We start from the raw sequence: 20,985 nt of genomic DNA on the forward strand, positions 1-20,985 counted from the left end.
GATGAAGAACCTGATCGACAGCCGACTGGCCTGGGCGCTGCTGCTGGCGGCGGCCATCGCCTTTCCCTGGGTGGCGGGCAACGACTACCACCTCACGGTGATGAGCACGGCCTACATCTTCGCCATCGCCACGCTGGGCCTGAACCTGATCACCGGCTACACGGGCCAGCTCAACCTCGCGCACGCGGGCTTCATGGCCGTGGGGGCCTACACGGTGGGCATTCTCACGGTGGACCACGGATGGACCTTCTGGGCCGCGCTGGCCATGTCGGGCCTGGTCTGCGCGGCCCTGGGCTATGTGATCGGCATCGTCTCGCTGCGCCTGAAGGGCCACTACTTCTCCATCTTCACGCTGTGCGTGGGCTACATCATGTTCCTCGTGATCGAGAAGTGGGAAAGCCTGACCCACGGCACGGTGGGCATCATGGGCATCCCCGAGCCCGAGGCCATCGGCGCGCTCACCTTCGACACGCCGGTACGCCTGTACTACCTCGTGCTTTTCTTCCTGGTGGTGCTGGTGTGGGTGATGCGGCGCATCGTCAAGTCGCTGCTGGGCCGCACCTTCATCGCCATCCGCAACAGCGACGAGCTGGCCGAGGCCCTGGGCATCAACCTCATGCGCAACAAGGTGCTGGCCTTCATGCTCAGCGTGTTCTACGCGGGCATCGCGGGCGGGATGTACGCGGGCTTCGTGCGCTTCATCGGCCCCGACATGGCCGGCGTGCACCACACCTTCGACATGATGATCTTCGCCATGGTCGGCGGCATGGGCACGGTGCTGGGGCCGCTGCTGGGCGCCATCGCCATGCCCTGGCTCACGCAGTCGCTGCAGTTCCTGCAGGAGTACCGCTTCATCGTCTTCGGACCGATCCTCGTGGCGCTGGTGATCTTCCTGCCGTACGGCGTGGTCGGCAGTTTTCTGCAGTGGCGTGCGCGCCGCGATGCGAAGGAGGGCAAGCCCCATGCTCAAGATTGAACGCCTGACCAAGAAGTTCGGCGGCCTGGCCGCCGTGAACGACGTCACCACCACCATCGAGGAGGGCAAGGTCAACGCCATCATCGGCCCCAACGGCGCGGGCAAGACCACCTTCTTCAACCTCATCAGCTCCATGCACAAGCCCACCAGCGGCACCATCACCTTCGACGGGCAGGACGTGACCTCGCTGCGCCCGGACCAGGTGGCGCGGCTGGGCATTGCGCGCACCTTTCAGACCACCTCGCTGTTCGACCGCGCCACGGTGCTGGACAACCTCATCGTGGGCCACCGCCTGCGCACGCGCTCGGGCCTGTGGGATGTGCTGCGCGGCTCCAGCCGCCTGCGCGAGGAAGAGCGCGTGTGCCGCGAGAAGGCGCGTGAGGCGCTGGACTTCGTGGGCCTGTCCCGCATCGCCCACCGCGTGGCCGGCGACATCACGCAGGAGGAGCGCAAGCGCGTGGCCTTCGCGCTGGCGCTGGCCACCGATCCCCGGCTGATGCTGCTCGACGAGCCCGCCGGCGGCGTCAACCCCGAGGAGACCGAGGGCCTGGCCGAGCTGATCCGCAAGATCGTGCGCCACGGCATCACGGTGGCGCTGATCGAGCACAAGATGAACATGATCATGAGCCTGGCCGACAAGATCCTGGTGCTCAGCTACGGCGAGAAGATCGCCGAGGGCACGCCCGAGGAAATCCGCCGCAACCCGGCCGTGATCGACGCCTACCTGGGGAGCGAGCATGCTGAAGTTTGAGAACGTCTCGCTGAAATACGGCAGCTTCCTGGCGCTGGACCGCGTCAGCCTGCATGCGGACCAGGGCGAGCTGGTGGTGCTGCTGGGCGCCAACGGCGCGGGCAAGAGCTCGCTGTTCCTCACGGCCAGCGGCATCCACAAGGCCGCGGGCGGCTCCATCGCCTGGCAGGGGCAGGAACTGGTGGGGCGCAAGCCCTCGGCCATCGTGCAGGCCGGGCTGGTGCAGTGCCCCGAGGGGCGCAAGCTGTTCCCGCAGATGACGGTGCGCAAGAACCTGGAGCTGGGCGCCTATGTGCACCGGTGCGACCCCGGCCCCAGCCAGCAGACGCTGGAGGAAGTGTTCGAGCTGTTTCCCATCCTGCGCGACAAGCAGCACGACCCCGCCGGCTCGCTGTCGGGCGGCCAGCAGCAGATGGTGGCCATAGGCCGCGCCATGATGGGCCGGCCCCGCGCGCTGCTGCTGGACGAACCCTCGCTGGGCCTGGCGCCGCTGGTGATCAAGCAGATGTTCGAGGTCATACAGCGCATCAACCGGGCCGGCACCACGGTGCTGCTGGCCGAGCAGAACGCCTATGCGGCGCTCAAGATCGCCCACCGCGCCTATGTGCTGGAAAACGGCCGCATCGTGCGCGAGGGCGTGCCTGCGGAGCTGCTCGCGGATGACTCCATCCGCAAGGCTTATATAGGAGCCTGACACCCCCTGAGCTGCCGCGCAGCTTCCCCCCTCTCTCGCTGCGCGGGAGGGGGACGACGCCCTCGCTGCGGGGCGGCGCGGCCGGCACAGGCCCTTGCTGGGCGTCTCTGGCAAGGGCCGTGTCCGGAGCAAAGCTCGGCGCTCAGTGGCCTTTTACGGTTTTTTTTCACGCGACACGACCATTTGCAAAGGAGACAGACATGACAGCATTTCCCCTGTTCACCCGCCGCCGCATGACCGCCGTGGCCCTGGCCGGCGCCTTGCTGGCCGCAGGCCCCGCGCTGGCGCAGGAAGTGGTCAAGATCGGCTATTCGGGCCCGCTGTCCGGCGGCGCCGCGCAGTACGGCAAGAACGTGCTCGACGGCATGCAGATGGCCGTGGCCGAGCTCAACGCGGCCGGCCCCGAAGTGGGCGGCAAGAAGGTCAGGTTCGAGATCGTGGCGCTGGACGACAAGTACAACCCGTCCGAGACCGCCATCAACGCCCAGCGCCTGGTGCAGCAGCACAAGACTGCGGCCATCCTGGTGCCGCACTCGGGCGGCATCTTCGCGCTGCAGACCACCAACGAGCGCAGCAACTTCATCGTTCTGGCCTACAGCTCCGTGCCCCAGATCACGGCGCGCGGCAACAAGCTCACGCTGCGCATTCCGCCCGAATTCACCTCCTACATCACGCCGTTTTCCAAGTACGAGATGGAGCGCTTCGGCAAGAAGGTGGCCATGATCGGCGCCGACCATGACTACGGCAAGGCCTGGGCCGCGGCCTTCAAGCCCGGCTGGGAGAAGCTGGGCGGCACCGTGGTGGCCGAGAATCCCATGAGCTACAACCGCGCCACGGACTTCTACAGCGGCGTGAGCAAGGCCCTGGCCGAAAAGCCCGACGTGCTGTTCGTCGGCGGCGCCTCCGAGCCCACGGCCCTGGTCGTCAAGCAGGCGCGCGAGCTGGGCTTCAAGGGCGGCTTCATCATCATGGACCAGGCCAAGCTCGACGAGATGGCGCGCGTGCTGGGCGGCGACTACAAGGTGCTCGAGGGCGCCATCGGCGTGATGCCGGTCTCCGAGGACAGCAAGCCGGCCAACCAGGCCTTCGTGCAGCGCTTCGGCAAGGCCTATCCGGGCCGCATCCCGGGCTCGGAGGCGCAATGGAACTACACGGCCGTGCATGCCACGGCCAAGGCCATGCAGCTGGCCGGCACCACCTCGGACCCCAAGGCCATCCATGCCAAGCTCGACGCGGCCTACAAGGCGCTGGCGGCCGACGTCAACCCCGGCGGCGTGATGGGCGTGGATGCTAAGGGCGGCACCCTGACCCGCGAGCGCGGCGCCGCGGTCAAGAACGGCAAGATCGAGCCCGTGCAGACCGAGCATTGATCCATCGCGCAAGATGCTGAAAGCATAGCTGCCAGCGCACGGCAGGTGAAGATTTCATATGCAAATCCATTTGAAACCTTTCACTGTCAAGCGCTGGCAGCTATTGTTTTGTCAGGCCGCCTGGTCGATGGCCTTCTGCAGGCGGCGCACCATGCGCTCCAGCTCGGGCTGCACGCGCTGGCGCAGGAAGTCGGCCGAGACCAGGCGGCTGGGCCCGCCGCAGCTGATGGACATCAGCGGCAGGCCGCGGCCCGGCGAGAAGGCCATGGCCACGGCGTTGACGTTGCTCTGCCAGTCGCCAAAGGAGTGGCAGACCTGGCTGCGGTTTGCATCGCCGGGCAGCGGCCATTGCGGCAGCTGCGCCATGGCGGCCTGCCATTGCTCGGGCGCATGCGAGCGCAGGTAGTCCAGCGCCTGCTGGCGCTCGGCGGCCGTGCTGGCGGCCAGCCAGGCGCGGCCTATGGCCGTGGTCGCCAGCGGCAGGCGCGAGCCCATGTCCAGGTCGCGGTGGGCAAAGCCGGGGCTGGGGCAGTGCTCGATGTAGATCATGTTGTGCCGGTCGCGCGTGCCCAGCGCGACCTCGGTGCGCGTGGCCACGGCCAGCCGGTGCATCAGCGGCCGCGCGATCTGGCGCACGTCCAGGCGCGAGAGCATGGCGCTGCCCAGGGCCAGCGTGGCCGTGCCCAGGCGGTACTTGCCTTCCTCGGGCACATGGATCAGGTAGCCCAGCTCGGTGAGCGTATAGGTCAGCCGCGAGACCGTGGACTTGGGCAGGCCGCAGCGCCTGGCGATGTCCTGGTTGCCCAGCAGCTTTTCGCCCGAGCGAAAGCACGACAGCACCTCCAGCCCGCGCGCCAGCGCGGTCACGAAGCGTCGGTCAAGCGGGTCGGAAGCCGGGGCGGGGCGCAGCGAGGAGGGCATGGCCGCATTATGGAAAGGCCTGCGGCTGCCGCTCTGGAAAAAGCCCCACGCATGCGGTCCGGCGGCAAAAAAGCCTGCGCGCACAAAGGCGGGCAGGCTTTGGTGGCGGCAGCGCGGGGCTGCCATCCGGGGGCGTGACGCCGGCTTATTTCTCGACGAAGGCGCGCTCGACCACGAAGTCGCCGGGCGTGGTGGTGTTGCCTTCCTTGAAGCCGCGGCTTTCCAGCAGCTCCTTGAGTTCGGCCAGCATGGCGGGGCTGCCGCACAGCATCACGCGGTCGGTCTCGGGGTTGAGCTCGGGCAGGCCGATGTTCTGCGGGAAGGTGCCGGCATTAATCTGGTTGGAGATGCGGCCCTGGTTGCGGAAGGGCTCGCGCGTCACCGTGGGGTAGTAGACCAGCTTGTCCTTGACGATCTCGCCGAGGAACTCGTGCTCGGGCAGTTCCTTCTCGAACAGTTCCTGGTAGGCCAGCTCGTTGATGTGGCGCACGCCGTGCACGACCACGACCTTCTCGAACTTCTCGTAGGTCTCGGGGTCGCGGGCCACGGCCAGCCAGGGCGCCAGGCCGGTGCCGGTACCGATCAGGTACAGGTTCTTGCCGGGCAGCAGGTAGTCGATGAGCAGCGTGCCCGTGGGCTTCTTGCCCACGATGATGGTGTCGCCCACCTGGATGTTCTGCAGCTTGGAGGTCAGCGGGCCATCGGGCACCTTGATCGACAGGAACTCCAGGTGCTCTTCGTAGTTGGGGCTGGCGATGGAATAGGCGCGCAGCAGGTTCTTGCCGTCCACCTTCAGGCCGATCATCGTGAAATGGCCGTTGGAAAAGCGCAGCGAGGTATCGCGGGTGGTGGTGAAAGAGAAAAGACGGTCGGTCCAGTGGTGGACCGACAGCACGCGTTCTTCAAGAAAAGCACTCATGATCGTCTACAAAAAATCAATGCAGGTCAGACGGAGCTGCCGTTGCAGCAAAAGCCCGGCGGATTGCCATGAAGGCGTTGGTGGCGAAACACGCGGGCAGGAACTGCCTAATGCGATAGCTGCCGTTTGCCAAGCGGGACAACCTATATTGTCCGGGAAATGGCGGCAAATGGGTGCATCGCATGCCAATGTCTTGAGATTGATTAGTGATAAGCAGAATGACGCCGCCTCCATGTGCCCTGGCTCGGCCTGGCTTGACAGCCATTTGCGCGCTGAACTAGCATGGCCGCCTGTGCTCCGCAAGGCAGCACTTCTTTTTCATCTATTAATACTCAAACTGAGTATTAGTACAGACAAAATACGAGGAACGTGACGATGCAGATGCGCTGGACCCTGCCCCTGCTGACCCTGGCCGCGCTGCCGGCCTGGGCGCAGGGCGTGATCAAGATCGGCGAGATCAACAGCTACAAGGCCCAGCCTGCCTTCCTGGAACCCTACAAGAAGGGCATGGAGCTGGCCGTAAGCCAAGTCAATGCGGCCGGCGGCATTGCGGGCCGGAAGCTGCAGCTGGTCACGCGCGACGACAACGCCAACCCCGGCGATGCCGTGCGTGCGGCCGAGGAGCTGTACACGCGCGAGAAGATCGATGTGCTCACGGGCAGCTTTCTCTCGCACGTGGGCCTGGCGCTGACCGACTACGCCAGGCAGAAGAAGCGCTTTTTCCTCGCCTCCGAGCCGCTGACCGACAAGATCGTCTGGGCCGACGGCAACCGCTACACCTTCCGCCTGCGCGGCTCCACCTACATGCAGACCGCCATGCTGGTCGAGCAGGCCGCCAAGCTGCACAAGAAGCGCTGGGCCATCGTCTATCCCAACTACGAGTACGGCCAGTCGGCCGCGGCCACCTTCAAGAAGCTCATGAAGGAAAGGCAGCCCGACATCGAGTTCGTGGCCGAGCAGGCCCCGGCTTTGGGCAAGATCGACGCGGGCTCGGTGGTGCAGGCGCTGCAGGATGCCAGGCCCGATGCCATCTTCAACGTGCTGTTCGCCACCGACCTGGGCAAGTTCGTGCGCGAGGGCAATACGCGCGGCCTGTTCAAGGACCGCGAAGTCGTCGGCCTGCTCACGGCCGAGCCCGAGTATCTGGATCCGCTGAAGAAAGAAGCGCCCGTGGGCTGGACCGTGACCGGCTATCCCTGGTATTCGATTTCCACGCCCGAGCATGCGGCCTTCCTCAAGGCCTACCAGGAGCGCTTCAAGGAGAGCCCGCGCCTGGGTACCGTCGTGGGCTACAACGCCATCCAGTCGATTGCCGCGGGCCTGCGCAAGACCGGCGGCAGCGCCGATACCGAAAAGCTCATCGCCGCCTTCAAGGGCCTGGAGGTGGATACGCCCTTCGGCCGCATCACCTACCGCGCGCAGGACCACCAGTCCACCATGGGCGCCTATGTGGGCAAGACGGCCTACGATGCCAGGCTGGGCCATGGCGTGCTGGTCGACTACCGCTATGCCGACGGCAAGGACTACCAGCCCTCGGACGAGGACGTGAAGAAGCTGCGGCCTGCGGCCGCGAACTGACTGGGCATCGGCGAAAATGCCAGGCCACCTGCACTGCCGCAGGTGGTTTTTTCATGTCCGAGATCGTGAACCCGTTCTGAAGGGAGAGGTGGATGCCGACAAGGAGCTCTGCATGAGCGCGACCGGGCTGCTGGCCCAGCTGCTCAACGGCCTGGCCAGCGCATCGTCGCTGTTCCTGGTGTCCGTGGGGCTGTCGCTGATCTTCGGCGTCACGCGCACCATCAACTTCGCCCACGGCTCGTTCTACATGCTGGGGGCCTTCATCGCCTACAGCAGCGTGGAAGCGCTGTCGCCCCATATCGGCTTCTGGCCCGCGCTGCTGCTGGCGCCGCTGGCCTGCGGCCTGCTGGGAGCGGCCGTGGAAATGCTGCTGCTGCGCCGCATCTACCAGGCGCCCGAGCTGTTCCAGCTGCTGGCCACCTTCGCGCTGGTGCTGGTCATCAAGGACGCGGCGCTGTGGCTGTGGGGCCCCGAGGAGCTCTTCGGCCCGCGCGCCGCGGGTTTCGAGGGCTCGGTGCAGATCCTGGACCGCCGGTTTCCTGCCTACGACCTTCTTTTGATGGCCATCGGCCCGCTCGTGCTGCTGGGCCTGACGCTGCTGCTGACCAAGACGCGCTTCGGCACGCTGGTGCGCGCGGCCACGCAGGACCGCGAAATGGTCGGCGCCCTGGGCGTGAACCAGGCGTGGCTGTTCACCGCCGTGTTCGCGCTGGGCACGCTGCTGGCGGGCCTGGGCGGCGCGCTGCAGCTGCCGCGCGAGCCGGCCAGCCTGGAGATGGACATGCTGACCATAGGCGCGGCCTTCGTGGTGGTGGTGGTCGGCGGCATGGGCAGCATTGCCGGCGCCTTCATCGCCGCGCTGCTGGTGGCCGAACTCAAGGCCGTGTGCATCTGGCTGGGCGTGCAGCAGATCGCCGGCGTGGAGATCTCGTTTTCCAAGCTCACGCTGGTGGTGGAATTCCTGGTCATGGCCGTGGTGCTGGTATGGCGGCCCTGGGGGCTGCTGGGCAAGCCCCAGGCGCTGGCGCGCAGCGGCGGCGAACCCGAGCAGCCGCTGCGTCCCGCGGGCCGGGGCGCCAGCGCGGCCTGGATCGCCTTGCTGGCCGCGCTGGTGCTGCTGCCGCTGGTGACGGGCGCAGGCGTCGGCAGCTATGCCGCCGTGCTGCTGACCGATATCTTCATCGCCGCGCTGTTCGCGGCCAGCCTGCATTTCATCCTGGGGCCGGGCGGCATGCACTCGTTCGGCCATGCGGCCTACTTCGGGCTGGGCGCCTATGGCGCGGCGCTGCTGGTGCACCTGCTGGCGCTGCCCATGGAGGCCGCGCTGCTGCTGGGCCCGCTGGTGGCCGCGGCCGGCGCGCTGCTCTACGGCTGGTTCTGCGTGCGCCTGTCGGGCGTGTACCTGACCATGCTGACCCTGGCCCTGGCCCAGATCAGCTGGGCCATCGTCTTCCAGTGGGACGATTTCACGGGCGGCAGCAACGGCGTGACCGGCGTCTGGCCGCCGGAGTGGGCATCGAGCGGCGCGGTTTTCTACTGGGTGGCGCTGGCCGTATGCGCCGCGGGCCTCTGGCTGCTGCGCCGCCTGCTGTTCTCGCCGCTGGGCTATGCCCTGCGCGCCACGCGCGACTCGGCGCTGCGCGCCGATGCCATCGGCGTGGACGTGCGCCGCGTGCAGTGGACGGCCTTCGTGATCGCGGGCTTGTTCGGCGGCCTGGCAGGCGCGCTGTTCGCGTTCTCCAAGGGCGGCGTGGCGCCCGATGCCATGTCGGTCGCCAAGTCCGTCGATGCGCTGGTCATGGTGCTGCTGGGCGGCGTGCAGACCCTGGCCGGCCCCGTGGCGGGCGCGGCGGTGTTCACCTGGCTGCACGACACCGTGGCGCGCAACACCGAATACTGGCGCGCGCTGATGGGCGCCGTCATGCTGGTGCTGGTCCTGGTGTTTCCACAGGGGATTTCCGGTTTTGCCCAGGCACTGCAGGCGCGGCTTGCTCCTGGAAAAAGAGAGGAGCCACAGCCATGAGCCTGCTGCAGATCGAGGGCATCAGCAAGTCCTTTGGCGGCGTGCAGGCCGTGCGGAACGTCTCCTTCGGCCTGCAGGCCGGCGAGCTGCTGGCGCTGATCGGCCCCAACGGCGCGGGCAAGAGCACCACCTTCAACATGGTGGGCGGGCAGCTCGCTCCGGACAGCGGGCGCGTGCGGCTGGCCGGGCGCGACATCACGGGCCTGCCGCCGCGCGCCATCTGGCGCCTGGGCGTGGGCCGCACTTTCCAGATCGCCCAGACCTTTGCCTCGCTCACCGTGGCCGAGAACGTGCAGATGGCCTTGCTGTCGGCCGACCGGCGCATCTTTGCCTGGTGGAGCCGTGCTGCTGCCCATCGCCGCGCCGATGCGCTGGCGCTGCTGGAGCAGGTGGGCATGCGGGCCCAGGCCGACCGCCCCTGCAGCGAGCTGGCCTATGGCGACGTCAAGCGCGTGGAGCTGGCCATGGCGCTGGCCCACGGCCCCCGGCTCCTGCTCATGGACGAGCCCACGGCCGGCATGGCGCCCGGCGAGCGCGTGGCGCTGATGCAGCTGGCGCGCTGCATCGCGCGCGAGCGCCAGATGGGCGTGCTGTTCACCGAGCACAGCATGGACGTGGTATTCGGCCAGGCCGACCGCGTGGCCGTGCTGGTGCGCGGCCAGTTGCTGGCCGAAGGCACGCCGCAGCAGATCCGGGACGATGCGCGCGTGCAGCAAGCCTATCTGGGCACGGGCCTGGTATTGGAAAAATCCGCATGATCGACCCTGACACGAAGCTGCTGGAGGTCGAGGACCTCAACGCCTGGTACGGCGCGGCCCACATACTGCATGGCGTGTCGCTGGCCGTGGGGCGTGGCGAGGTGGTGGCGCTGATGGGGCGCAACGGCGCGGGCAAGTCCACCACGCTCAAGAGCATCGCCGCACTGGTGCCAAGGCGCGAAGGGCGCATACGCTTCATGGGCCGGGCGCTGGAGAAGAAAGCCCTGCACCAGATTGCCCGCTGCGGCCTGGGCTATGTGCCTGAGGACCGGCGCATCTTCACCGAGCTCACGGTGCTCGAGAACCTCGAAGTCGGCCGCCAGCCGCACCGGCAGTGGCCGGACGGCACGGCCGTGCCGCACTGGACGCCGCAAAAGCTCTTCGCGCTGTTCCCCAACCTGGGCGAGATGCCCGACCGCCCGGGCGGGCGCATGAGCGGCGGCGAGCAGCAGATGCTGTCCGTGGCGCGCACGCTGATGGGCCAGCCGTATCTGGTGCTGCTCGACGAGCCCTCGGAAGGCGTGGCGCCGCTGATCGTGGAGCAGATGGCGCGCACCATCCTGGAGCTCAAGGCCCGGGGCATGGGCATTCTGCTGAGCGAGCAGAACCTGCCGTTTGCGCAGGTCGTGGCAGACCGCGCCTATGTGCTCGAAAAAGGCCAGATCGTGCATGAGGGGCCCATGGCCGAAGTGGCCGGCAATGCGCAGGTGAGAAGGCAGTACCTGGGCGTGTGAGCGCCGCCGCTATCCGGCCGAAAGGCGCACGCGCGCCCTGAGGTTTTCGAACACCTGGCGGGTCACGGGATTGACCACATGGCTGCGGATGTAGAGGTGGTAGACCAGATCGGGCAGGGCGGGCATGCCGTCGCCCGCGCCCAGCACGCGCAGGCCGGGGTCCAGCTGCTCCACGCCGCGCGCCGTGACGCCCAGGCCCGCGCGCAGCGCCGCGCGGATGCCGACCAGGCTGGTGCAGGTGTGGCGCGGTGTCCAGGCGATGCCGGCCGCGTCCAGCGCGTCGCAGCCCAGGCGCCGGAAGATGCTCGGGCCGTCGGCCATGACCAGGGGCACGGGCCGGGCCGGGTCGTGCGCATAGCCTGCGCCGCAGAGCCAGACCGTGGGACTGGAGCGCAGCACAAAGCCTTCGAAGCCCGGGTCTTCGCGGTTGGAAATGGCCATGTCCAGCTCGCCCTGGCGCAGCGCTTCCATGAGAAAGGGACTGCGGTCCACATGGATGTCGATCTGCATGCCCGGAAAGTTCAGCGCGATCTCCTGCAGCACGGGCGGCAGCATGGTGTCGGCCGCGTCGTGCGGCGCGCCTATGCGCACCAGGCCTTGCACCTGGCGCTGCTGCAGATTGCGCAGCGCCTCGTCGTGGATGGCCAGCATGTGACGCGCATAGCCGAGCAGGCGCTCGCCATGGTCGGTCAGGCGCTTTTGCCGCCCCTGCTTCTCGAACAGCGCATGGCCTATCCTTTCCTCCAGCCGCTGCATCTGCTGGGTGATCGCGGATTGCGTGCGGCCCAGCTGCACGGCCGCGGCGGCAAAGCTGCCCTTGGCGCCTATGGTGGCGAGCGTGCGCAGCAGGTCCAGGTCGAGCGTGTCCATACTTCAATTTTATTGAAGTATTTATTGGAGCCGCCTGGATTGTTGGCCCTGGGCCGCATGGCTAAAGTGGACGCAACGACTTGAAGGAGCCCCGCTTGAACCCGATCACCGAACAACGCCAGCAGGCCGTGGATACGGCCATTTCGTCCATGAAGAGCGCCATCGGCGCAGGGCCGGCCACGCGCGCCAGCCTCGACGCCGTGCTGCAGCAGCTGCTGGGCCTGGCCGCGCGGCGCGAGCTGTGGCAGCAGGCGGACTATCCGGCCCCCGAAGCCGGCGAGCACCAGGCGCGCTACCTGATCGCCGAGGACCCGGACCAGAGCTATGCGCTGTACCTGAACGTGATGCGCCCCGGCAAGAAGATCGTGCCGCACAACCATACGACCTGGGCCTGCATCGCCGCCGTCGAGGGCACGGAGCACAACCGTGTCTACGAGCGCACCGACGACGGCTCCGTTCCCGGCAAGGGCACGCTGCGCGAGACCGGCATGGTGGTGGTTGCGCCCGGCACGGGCATCGCGCTCATGCCCGAGGACATCCACTCGGTGGAGATCCGCGGCGAGCAGGTCATACGCCACCTGCACATGTATGGCCGCGCGCTGGAGACGCTGAACGAGCGCACCAGCTACGACCTGGAAGCCGGCACCTGCCAGACCATGTCCATCGGCGTGCAGACACGCCGCTAGCCCGCTTCTTTTCCATTTCCTCCTGCTGCCGCAGCGTGCCGCCCCGGCGCGTGGGCGCAGCTTTGCCCGAAATTTCGCAATGACCACCTTCGTCAACGCTACCACCCTCAAATCCTGGCTTCACGACGGCCGGGAGATCGCCCTGCTCGACGTGCGCGAGCACGGCCAGTACGGCGAGTCGCACCTGTTCTATGCGACGCCGCTGCCCTACAGCCGGCTGGAGCTGGAAATAGAGCGCCTCGTGCCGCGCCGCCAGGTGCGTGTCGTCGTCTATGACGGCGGCGACGCTGCCGGCGCCGGCGTGGCCGAGCGCGCCGCGCAGCGGCTGCAGGCCCTGGGTTATTCCCGGGTTGCCGTGCTTGAAGGCGGAACGCGGGCCTGGAGCGCGGCGGGCCATGCGCTGTTCGCCGGCGTGAACCTGCCGTCCAAGACCTTCGGCGAGCTGGCCGAGCATGCCTATGGCACGCCGCGCATCACGGCGCAGCAGCTGGCGGCGCGGCAGGCGGCAGGCGAGCCGCTGGTGGTGCTCGACGGCCGGCCGGTCCCGGAATTCCACAAGATGAACATTCCGCAAGCCGTCTGCTGCCCCAACGGCGAGCTGGCCTTGCGTGTGCGCAGCCTGGTGCCCGATGAGCACACCCCCATCGTCATCAACTGCGCGGGCCGCACGCGCTCCATCATCGGTGCGCAGACGCTGATCAACCTCGGCATTCCCAATCCGGTCTACGCGCTGGAGAACGGCACCCAGGGCTGGTATCTGGCCGATCTGCCGCTGGAGCATGGCGGCACGCGCCGATATGGCGACGATTCCGGCAGCACGGCGCTGCGCGCTCAGGCCGAGCAGCTGGCGCGGCGCTTCGAGGTGCCCTGCGTGGACGCCGCAACCGTGCGGCAGTGGAGCAGCGATGCGGACCGCACGCTTTTCCTCTGCGATGTGCGCACGCCCGAGGAATTCAGGGCCGGCACGCTGCCCGGCGCGCAGCACACGCCGGGCGGCCAGCTGATGCAGGCCGGCGACCAGTACGTGGGCGTGCGTGGCGCGCGCCTGGTGCTGTTCGACAGCGACGGCGGCGACTTCGGCCTTCGCGCGCCCGTGGTGGCGAGCTGGCTGCGCCAGATGGGACATGACGCCTGCGCGCTGCGCGGTGGCCTGCAAAGCGGGCTGGCGCTGGAGGAGCCTGTGCCGGCGCAGGCGCCCGCGCTGGCCACGATCACGGCCCAGGAGCTGGACCGCCGCATGCGGCAGGGCGAGGTGGCCGTGGTGGACCTGCGGCCGGGCATGCAGTACCGGGCCGGCCACGCCACCGGTGCGCGCTGGTCCATACGCCCGCGCCTGGCACAGGACCTGGCGGGCGAACCGCGCCAGGTGGTGCTGATTGCCGATGAGCCTGCGCTGGCGCAATGGGCCGCGCTGGAGCTGCCGCAGCCGCCATTGCTGCTGGCCGGCGGCATGGCCGCCTGGCGGCAGGCCGGGCTGCCGGTCGAATCCACGCCCGACAGCCCGGGTGATGCCGAATGCATCGACTACCTGTTCTTCGTGCACGACCGGCACGATGGCAACAAGGAGGCGGCGCGCCAATACCTGGCCTGGGAAACCGGACTTGTGGCGCAGCTCGATGCCCAGGAGCTGGCGGCTTTCCGCCTGCCAGGGGCGGCATGAAGCTCCCCCTGAGCGGCTGCGCTGCTTCCCCCTCTCTCGCTGCGCGGGAGGGGGACGGCACCCTCGCTGCGGGGCGGCCCTTGCTTGGTGCCCCTGGCCTGAGTTACGCCAGTTGCAAAGGCTGCGCCATGCATCGCTGACCTGCTGTAAAGCGCCATCAATCAGATCACATAACGACAGGAGACAAGACATGTTCGCAATCCCCACTCTGGCTAGGATGTTGGCCGTCAGCCTCGCGGCCCTGGCCCTGCTCTCGCAGGCAACTGCCGAGCCGCTGGCTGCGCGCAACGGCTTTCCGGCCCAGCCCATACGCTTTGTCTCGCCGTTCCCGCCCGGCGGCGGCAACGATGCCAGCACGCGCTGGGTGACCACGCGCCTGCCGGAAGTCACGGGCCAGCCGGCCGTGGTGGAAAACCGCGGCGGTGCCGGCGGCAACATCGGCGCCAAGGCCGTGGCCGAGGCCAAGCCCGACGGCTACACGCTGCTCACGGGCCAGGTGTCGCTGATGGCTGTCAACCCCACGCTGTATGGCGCGCCGGGCTTCGATCCGCTCAAGAACTTCGTGCCCATCACGCAGATCAATGCCGCGCCCCTGGCCATCGTGGTGCCGGCGGCATCGCCGCTCAAGAGCTTTGCGGACCTGGCGGAGCGCAGCAAGAGCGCGCCGGGCCGCGTCACCTACGCCACGCCCGGCAACGGCACGCTGTCGCACCTGGTGGGCGTGGTGCTGTCCAAGGAAAACGGCGTGCCCATGACCCATGTGCCCTACAAGGGAGCCGGTCCGGCCATCAACGACCTGCTGGGCCAGCAGGTGGATGTGCTGATCACGTCCACCTCCTCGGTGGCGGGCATGATCCAGTCCGGCCAGATCCGCGCGCTGGCCGTGACCAGCCCGCGCCGCATCGGCGTGTTCGGCAAGGTGCCGACGCTGGAGGAACTGGGCTACCGCAACGCCCGCTTCGAGGACTGGTATGGCTTCTTCGCCCCGGCGGGCACATCGCCCGAGCGCGTCGCCTATCTGCACGAAGCCATTGTGCGCACGCTGCGCATGCCCGAGGTGACGCGCCTGATCGTCGAGGGCGGCAGCGAGGTCGTGGCCAGCACGCCCGAAGCCTTTGCGGCCCAGCTGCGCCAGGACATCGACCGCTGGTCGCGTGTGGTCAAGCTGTCCGGCGCCAAGGTGGAATAGGCTGTATCCCTTGTCACACGGCCTGCAACATGAATCCTGAATTTCCCCCGGCTCCGCAATGGAACCCGCAAACCCGGCTGCTGCGCGCCGGCAAGGCGCCGGCCTACGCCGGCGGCACGGCGGTCAATCCACCGCTCGTGCGCGCGAGCACGGTGCTGTTCGACAGCACGGCGCAGCAGCGTGAAATGCGCGGGCGCCGCGGCGACGAGCGCATCTTCAGCTACGGCGCGCGCGGCACGCCCACGAGCTTTGCGCTCGAAGATGCGGTCAGCGAACTCGAAGGCGCCTACCGCACCCGGCTTCTGCCCACGGGGCTGGCGGCCATAGGCATGACGCTGCTGAGCTATCTGCGGCCCGGCGACCACGTGCTGCTCACCGACAGCGCCTACCAGCCCGTGCGCCATATGGCGAGGCAGTTCCTGCAGCCCTACGGCATCGAATACAGCTTCTTCGCGGCCGACGGCAGCGATGCCGAAGCCGGCATGCGCCCCAACACGCGCATGCTCTATGCCGAATGCCCGGGCTCGCTGGTCTACGAGATGTGCGACCTGCCCGCGCTCGCGGCCATGGCCCATGCGCGCGGCGCCCTGGTCGTGGTGGACAACACCTGGGGCTCGGGCGTGCAGTACCGGCCGCTGGCTTTGGGCGCCGATGTTTCCATCATGGCCGCGACCAAGTACCTCTCGGGCCACTCGGACGTGATGATGGGCACGGTCGCCACCACGCAGGCAGCGTGGGCGCCGCTGGCCGAGCGCTGCGACGCCTTCGGCATGGCGGTCAGCCCCGACGATGCCTGGCTGGTGCTGCGCGGCATGCGTTCGCTGGGCGCGCGCCTGCAGATGCATGGGCAGCACGCGCTGGTAGTGGCGCGCTGGCTGCAAGCCCATCCGGCCGTGGCCACGGTCTTCTGCCCGGCATTGCCCTCGCACCCCGGCCATGCGCTGTGGCAGCGCGACTGCCATGGCACGAACGGCCTGCTGTCGCTGGAATTGCGGCCCGGCACGCCGCAGGCGGCCGTGGATCGCCTGATCGACGGATTGCAGCTGTTCGGCATCGGCGCCTCCTGGGGCGGCTACGAAAGCCTGGTGACGCAGGCCCATATGGCCGAAGCCCGCAGCGTGACCGACTGGAGCCGGCGCGGCCCGGTGGTGCGGCTGCACATAGGGCTGGAAGACCCTGCCGACCTGGTGGCCGACCTGGCCCGGGCCATGGATCAGGCGGGCCTGGCCTGATGCTTCTCAGCCGGCACGCATCCTGCGCTGCTCGGCCCAGGCGTGGCGCGCCAGGGTCTGCCGGGCCATGTGGAGTATGGGCGCATCGACCATCTTGCCGTTGACCGTGCAGACACCGCCGTGGGCAGCCTGCATGGCCTGAACCACGGCGCCGGCATGGGCCACGGCCTGCTCGGAAGGCGCAAACACCTGATTGACCGTGGCGACCTGGGCCGGATGGATGCACAGCTTGGCGCCAAAGCCCATGCGCAGCGCGCGCTGCGTGTCGCTTTCGATGCGGGCGCTGTCCCGCGTATCGGTGGTGACGCCGTCCACGGGCCGGGCCAGGCCCGCGCGGCGCGAGGCCAGCACCAGGCTCAGGCGCACGGGCTGCAGTTCGGCTTCGTCCGGCGCGCACTGCATGCCGGCGTCGACCTGGAAATCCAGATGCCCGAAGGCCAGCCGCGCCACCTGCGGGACACGGGCCAGCGCATCGGCGGCATCCAGGCCCGCCACGCTTTCCACCAAAGGCACCAGCGCGCAGCGCGGGCCGGCGGCTGCGGCAATCTGCTGCAGTGCAGCGGCGCTTTCGGCCTTGGGCACCATGGTCCCGGCCGCGCCGACGGCCACCAGCCGCGCCAGGGCCTGCACGTCGTCGTCGAACCAGGGCGTGCCCGAGGCGTTGATGCGCACCAGCAACCGTGCGCGTTCGGCCGTGGAAAGCAGCTGCAGCGTCTGTTCCAGGGCGAGGCGGGCGGCCGGCTTGTCGTCCGGCGCCACGGCATCCTCCCAGTCGGCGATCACCATGTCGGCGCCGCTGGCCAGGGCCTTGGCCAGCCGCTCGGGCCGGTTGGCGGGAACGAACAGAAAGGTGCAGGCGTTGTGCAGCAAGGCGCTCATGGCTGCCTCATTCGGCCGATACGCCGGCCGCCTTGATGACGGTGCGCCAGCGGGCGACCTCGGCTTCCAGGTGCTTGCGCAGGCCTTCGGGCGTGGCCTTGTCGGGCGTGACGAGGTCCGAGCTGAGCTCGGCGATGCGTTTCTTGACGTTCTCGTCCTTGATGGCCACGTTCAGCGCCTTGTTCAGCCTGTCTATCACCTCCCCGGGCGTGCCCTTGGGGGCATACATGCCGTGCCAGACCTTGACGTCGAAGCCCTTGAGGCCCTGCTCGTCCAGCGTCGGGATATTGGGCAGGGACGACAGGCGCTGGGGCGTGGTCACGCCGAAGACCTTGGCGCGCTTGCCGTCCTGGATCACGGGCACGGTCTGGGTGGTCTGGTCGCACAGCAGGTCCACCTGGCCGCCCATCAGGTCGTTCATGGCGGGGCCGGCGCCCTTGTAGGGCACGACGGTCAGCTTCACGCCCGCCTGGTGCATGAACAGCATGCCGCACAGCTGCGATACCGCGCCCACGCCGGCATTGGCCAGCGACACCGTGTCCTGGTGCTTCTTCACGTAGTCCAGCAGCTCGGGGAAGGTGTTGGCCGGGAAGTCCTTGCGCGACAGCAGGGTCATGGGCACGTCCAGCACCTGGCCGATGTACTCGAAGTCCTTGAGCGGGTCGTAGGGCAGCTTCTTGTACAGCGAGGGGGCCGTGGCCATGCCCATGTGGTGGATCAGGATGGTGTAGCCGTCGGGCCGGGAGCGCACGATGCGCGCCGGCGCCAGCGTGCCGCCCGCGCCCACGGTGTTCTCGACGAGCACCGTCTGCCCGAGGTACTGCCCCATGGGCACGGCGAGCAGGCGCGCCACCACGTCGGTCGGGCCGCCGGCGCTGTAGGGCACGACCAGGGTCACGGGCTTTTCGGGCCAGGTATTGGCCATGGCGCTTCCAGCCAGGCCCAGGGCCAGCAGGGCGCAGGCGGCCGTGATGCGGCGGCGGTCGGTACCGCGGCGATGGTTGAGGTGTGGCGATGTGGTCATGAATGTCTCCTTCATCTGGGTTCTGGCGGGCTTACTTCCGGTCTTGCGCCGGTTGTTCGAAGGTTCCCGGCCGGGCCGGCCGGGAGAGGGGAAAAGGCGATGCCAGGCTCACGCCAGCAGCGCGGCCGTGCGGCTCCACTGCGCCACCTGCCACAGCTGCTGCACGGCGGCCTCGGCCCGCGCTGCGGGCACGGCGCCGCCATAGGCGGCCAGGCGCAGCGCCTTGGCCGTGATCTCCTCGCGCGACAGCGTGTTGCCCGGGTCGCCCTTGGGCTCGTCGATGCGGCCCTGGAGCTGGCGGCCGTCCGTGGTCTGCACGGTGACCTTGCCGATCCAGCGCCGCGGGTAGGCCGTGTCCACCTCGGCATCGAGTTCCATGCGCACTTTTTCGCGCAGCTCCACGGTCTCGGGCGCCAGGTAGTCGCGGTCGAATTCGCCCAGGCCCGCATGGCCGTGGCGCGCGGCCAGGGCCAGCACGGTGCCCATGGAAAACTTGCTCTGGTGCACGGTGCTGGGGCTGACCACGGGGCCTAGCACGTCGAGGGCGCCCTGGTGCACATGGCAGGTGACCTGCGCGATGTCGCCGGTGCCCACGCCATGCGTGCGCATGACCTGCAAGAGCGCATCGGCCGCAGGGTGCGTGTGGCGGCATGACGCATGCCACTTGAACGAAGTCTCGGCCGTGGCCCAGCGTGTGCCAAGGCCGTCGGTGAGACGGGCGGGATCGGCGTCGCTGGACATGCCCGCGGCCATGCCCTGCGGCCCGGTGAAGATGTGCTGCGCGCCCGTGAATCCGTCCTGTGCCAGGTAGGCCGCCATCAGTCCCGCAGCGGCCGCGTGGGCCGTGTGCAGCTGTTTGCTGTCGGCGGCGGTGCGCAGGAATTCCCACAACCCCGCCGATTGCGTGCCGGCCGAGCCGAAGGCGTGCTGCATCTGCGCGGGCGTCAGCTTCAGCAGCCGCCCGACGGCGGCGGCGGCGGCCAGCGTGCCCGCCGTGGCCGTGGTGTGGAAGACCTTGTAGTGGCTGCGGCCCAGGAATTCGCCCACACGGATGCCGACCTCGTAGCCCGCCACGCAGGCCGCCATGAGCTCGGCGCCGCTGGCTCCGATGCTCTGCGCCACGGCCAGCGCGGGCGGGAAGACAACGGCCGCAGGGTGGAACACGGAGCCGTTGTGCACGTCGTCCTGCTCGGCCACATGCGAGGCCGCGGCATTGGCCAGTGCCGCCATCATGGGCGAGGTGCTGGCGCCGTGGCCTATCACCTCGCTGGGTCCCTGGCCAGGCCCTTGCGCCAGCGCGAAGCGCGTGATGCTGGCCACGGGCCGCGCCTGGCAGCCTGCCAGCACGGAGCCGAACCAGTCCACCCACAGGTCTTCGGCGCGGCGCTGCACGGCATCGGGCATGTCGCTCCACTGGAGCCGGGCGGCAAACCGGGCCAGAGGATGGGTGCTTGCTTGGGTTTCTTGCTTCATTTCGGGCTCTGTGGCTTTCGGAGAAAACGCTGGCAGCTATGGTTTTTGAATCAGATGGCCTGGGGCATCTGCAGTGCGTCGATCTGCTCGGCAGACCAGCCGAGTTCGGCCAGGATGGCCGCGTTGTGCTGGCCCACGGCGGGCACGGCGTCCATGCGGTAATCGAAGGCGCTGTTCACGCCGGGCGGCAGCAGCGCGGGCACTTCGCCCGCGGGCGTGGGCACCTGGCGCCAGCGGTTGCGGGCCTGCAGCTGAGGGTGGGCCCACAGGCCGGCCATGTCGTTGACGCGCGCGTTGGCTATTGCCGCCGCGTCCAGCCGCTCCACCACCTGCGTGGCCGTGAGGCCGGCAAAGATGTCGAGGATCAGCGCCTGCAGTTCGGTGCGGTGCCGGTTGCGTCGGGCGTTGCTGTCGAAGCGCGCGTCGGTGGCGACTTCGGGGCGCTGCAGCACTTCGTCGCAGAACACTTTCCACTCGCGCTCGTTCTGCAGGCCCAGCATCACGGTGCCGCCGTCGCCTGCCACAAACGGCCCGTAGGGGTAGATGCTGGCGTGGCTGGCACCCGTGCGCGGGGGCGGGGGGGCGCCGTCGAACGCGTAGTACATCGGGTAGCCCATCCACTCGCCCATGGCTTCGAGCATGGAGACGTCGATGTGGCTGCCCTCGCCCGTCCTGCCGCGCAGCAACAGGGCCGAGAGGATGTTGGTATAGGCGTACATGCCGGCCGCGATATCGGCCACGGAGATGCCGGCCTTGGACGGTGCATCGGGCGTGCCGGTGATGGAGAGAAAGCCGGCCTCGCTCTGGATCAGCAGGTCGTAGGCCTTCTTGTCGCGGTAGGGCCCGTCGCTGCCGTAGCCGCTGATGTCGCAGACGATGAGCCTGGGGTTGTGGCTTTTCAGCGTCTCGTAGGAAAGGCCCATGCGCGCCGCCGCACCGGGCGCGAGATTCTGCACCAGCACGTCGGCCGTCGCCAGCAGCTGCAGCAGCGCGGCCTTGGCCTGTGGCTGTTTCACGTCGAGCGCCAGGCTCTCCTTGCTGCGGTTGATCCAGGTGAAGTGCGAGGACTGGCCCTTGACGCGCTGGTCGTAGCCGCGCGCGAAGTCGCCGCTGCCGGGACGCTCCACCTTGATGACGCGCGCGCCCAGGTCGGCGAGCTGGCGTGTGCAGAACGGGGCAGCCACCGCGTGTTCGAGCGAGACGACGGTGATGCCGTCCAGAGGTCGGGTCATGTCTTCTCTCTTAAAA

20 protein-coding genes are annotated in these 20,985 nt (G+C 68.5%); 13 read left to right on the forward strand and 7 right to left on the reverse strand.

Features of this window, described 5'->3' with window-relative positions; genetic code table 11:
• Position 1 precedes the first annotated feature (1 nt).
• The 4 genes from Cte04_RS07755 (at position 2) to Cte04_RS07770 (ending at position 3,791) form a co-directional block, all read left to right on the forward strand.
• Positions 2–976 carry a branched-chain amino acid ABC transporter permease gene (locus Cte04_RS07755; protein WP_066474914.1) on the forward strand — a complete coding sequence of 325 codons (975 nt, stop codon included), beginning with the start codon at positions 2–4 and terminating at the stop codon, positions 974–976.
• On the forward strand, positions 963–1,727 hold the full coding sequence (locus tag Cte04_RS07760) for an ABC transporter ATP-binding protein (RefSeq protein WP_066474921.1): 765 nt from the start codon (positions 963–965) through the stop codon (positions 1,725–1,727). Before Cte04_RS07755 ends, Cte04_RS07760 begins: the two co-directional genes overlap by 14 nt.
• Positions 1,714–2,421, forward strand: a complete 708-nt coding sequence (locus tag Cte04_RS07765; protein WP_066474923.1) for an ABC transporter ATP-binding protein — start codon at positions 1,714–1,716, stop codon at positions 2,419–2,421. The genes Cte04_RS07760 and Cte04_RS07765 overlap by 14 nt, the downstream gene beginning before the upstream one ends.
• 200 nt (positions 2,422–2,621) lie before the next feature.
• The gene (locus tag Cte04_RS07770) at positions 2,622–3,791 is read left to right on the forward strand and encodes an ABC transporter substrate-binding protein (protein ID WP_066474924.1); all 1,170 of its coding nucleotides are present in this window, start codon (positions 2,622–2,624) and stop codon (positions 3,789–3,791) included.
• Positions 3,792–3,902: 111 nt separating this feature from the next.
• On the opposite strand, the gene Cte04_RS07775 is transcribed toward Cte04_RS07770, so the two are convergent.
• Positions 3,903–4,712 (reverse strand): IclR family transcriptional regulator, encoded by an 810-nt coding sequence (locus Cte04_RS07775; RefSeq protein ID WP_066475400.1) that lies wholly within the window; start codon positions 4,710–4,712, stop codon positions 3,903–3,905.
• Between the two features lie 145 nt (positions 4,713–4,857).
• Positions 4,858–5,631: a ferredoxin--NADP reductase gene (locus Cte04_RS07780; protein WP_066474930.1), complete on the reverse strand. Its 774-nt coding sequence runs from the start codon at positions 5,629–5,631 to the stop codon at positions 4,858–4,860.
• Between Cte04_RS07780 and Cte04_RS07785 the strand changes: the two genes are divergently transcribed.
• From Cte04_RS07785 to Cte04_RS07805, 5 genes are all read left to right on the forward strand, one after another.
• Complete coding sequence (locus Cte04_RS07785) at positions 5,630–6,004, forward strand: hypothetical protein (protein ID WP_157081881.1); 375 nt, start codon at positions 5,630–5,632, stop codon at positions 6,002–6,004. The two genes, Cte04_RS07780 and Cte04_RS07785, sit on opposite strands and share 2 nt — an antisense overlap.
• Positions 6,005–6,006: 2 nt before the next feature.
• A complete protein-coding gene (locus Cte04_RS07790) occupies positions 6,007–7,209 on the forward strand; it encodes an ABC transporter substrate-binding protein (protein ID WP_066474931.1) in 1,203 nt (400 codons plus the stop codon).
• Between the two features lie 112 nt (positions 7,210–7,321).
• Positions 7,322–9,232 (forward strand): ABC transporter permease, encoded by a 1,911-nt coding sequence (locus Cte04_RS07795; protein WP_066475401.1) that lies wholly within the window; start codon positions 7,322–7,324, stop codon positions 9,230–9,232.
• Positions 9,229–9,990 (forward strand): ABC transporter ATP-binding protein, encoded by a 762-nt coding sequence (locus tag Cte04_RS07800; protein ID WP_066474932.1) that lies wholly within the window; start codon positions 9,229–9,231, stop codon positions 9,988–9,990. The genes Cte04_RS07795 and Cte04_RS07800 overlap by 4 nt, the downstream gene beginning before the upstream one ends.
• Positions 9,987–10,724 carry an ABC transporter ATP-binding protein gene (locus tag Cte04_RS07805; protein ID WP_066474933.1) on the forward strand — a complete coding sequence of 246 codons (738 nt, stop codon included), beginning with the start codon at positions 9,987–9,989 and terminating at the stop codon, positions 10,722–10,724. Before Cte04_RS07800 ends, Cte04_RS07805 begins: the two co-directional genes overlap by 4 nt.
• A gap of 9 nt (positions 10,725–10,733) precedes the next feature.
• Here Cte04_RS07805 and Cte04_RS07810 read toward each other — a convergent pair whose 3' ends face one another.
• Positions 10,734–11,594, reverse strand: coding sequence for a LysR substrate-binding domain-containing protein (locus Cte04_RS07810; protein ID WP_066474939.1), 861 nt, complete (start codon positions 11,592–11,594; stop codon positions 10,734–10,736).
• 149 nt (positions 11,595–11,743) lie between these two features.
• On the opposite strand from Cte04_RS07810, the gene Cte04_RS07815 reads away from it, so the two are divergent.
• The 4 genes from Cte04_RS07815 to metC all read left to right on the forward strand — a co-directional run bounded on the left by Cte04_RS07815 (position 11,744) and on the right by metC (position 16,361).
• Positions 11,744–12,280 (forward strand): cysteine dioxygenase family protein, encoded by a 537-nt coding sequence (locus Cte04_RS07815; protein ID WP_370671022.1) that lies wholly within the window; start codon positions 11,744–11,746, stop codon positions 12,278–12,280.
• Between the two features lie 79 nt (positions 12,281–12,359).
• Entirely contained in the window at positions 12,360–13,940 is a 1,581-nt protein-coding gene (locus Cte04_RS07820; RefSeq protein ID WP_066474950.1) for a rhodanese-like domain-containing protein, read from the forward strand.
• 190 nt (positions 13,941–14,130) lie between these two features.
• On the forward strand, positions 14,131–15,129 hold the full coding sequence (locus tag Cte04_RS07825; RefSeq protein ID WP_066474963.1) for a Bug family tripartite tricarboxylate transporter substrate binding protein: 999 nt from the start codon (positions 14,131–14,133) through the stop codon (positions 15,127–15,129).
• A gap of 29 nt (positions 15,130–15,158) precedes the next feature.
• Positions 15,159–16,361: a cystathionine beta-lyase gene (gene metC / locus Cte04_RS07830; RefSeq protein WP_066474967.1), complete on the forward strand. Its 1,203-nt coding sequence runs from the start codon at positions 15,159–15,161 to the stop codon at positions 16,359–16,361.
• 6 nt (positions 16,362–16,367) lie between these two features.
• Here the strand turns inward: metC and Cte04_RS07835 are convergent, their stop codons facing one another.
• From Cte04_RS07835 to Cte04_RS07850, 4 genes are all read right to left on the reverse strand, one after another.
• Positions 16,368–17,240, reverse strand: a complete 873-nt coding sequence (locus Cte04_RS07835; RefSeq protein WP_066474975.1) for an HpcH/HpaI aldolase/citrate lyase family protein — start codon at positions 17,238–17,240, stop codon at positions 16,368–16,370.
• A gap of 7 nt (positions 17,241–17,247) precedes the next feature.
• A complete protein-coding gene (locus tag Cte04_RS07840; protein ID WP_066475402.1) occupies positions 17,248–18,264 on the reverse strand; it encodes a tripartite tricarboxylate transporter substrate binding protein BugD in 1,017 nt (338 codons plus the stop codon).
• 108 nt (positions 18,265–18,372) lie between these two features.
• Complete coding sequence (locus Cte04_RS07845; protein WP_066474977.1) at positions 18,373–19,737, reverse strand: MmgE/PrpD family protein; 1,365 nt, start codon at positions 19,735–19,737, stop codon at positions 18,373–18,375.
• Positions 19,738–19,787: 50 nt separating this feature from the next.
• Entirely contained in the window at positions 19,788–20,969 is a 1,182-nt protein-coding gene (locus Cte04_RS07850) for a CaiB/BaiF CoA transferase family protein (protein WP_066474979.1), read from the reverse strand.
• Between the last annotated feature and the right edge of the window lie 16 nt (positions 20,970–20,985).

Source organism: Comamonas terrae (assembly GCF_001544075.1).
GTDB classification, from domain to species: domain Bacteria; phylum Pseudomonadota; class Gammaproteobacteria; order Burkholderiales; family Burkholderiaceae_C; genus Comamonas; species Comamonas terrae.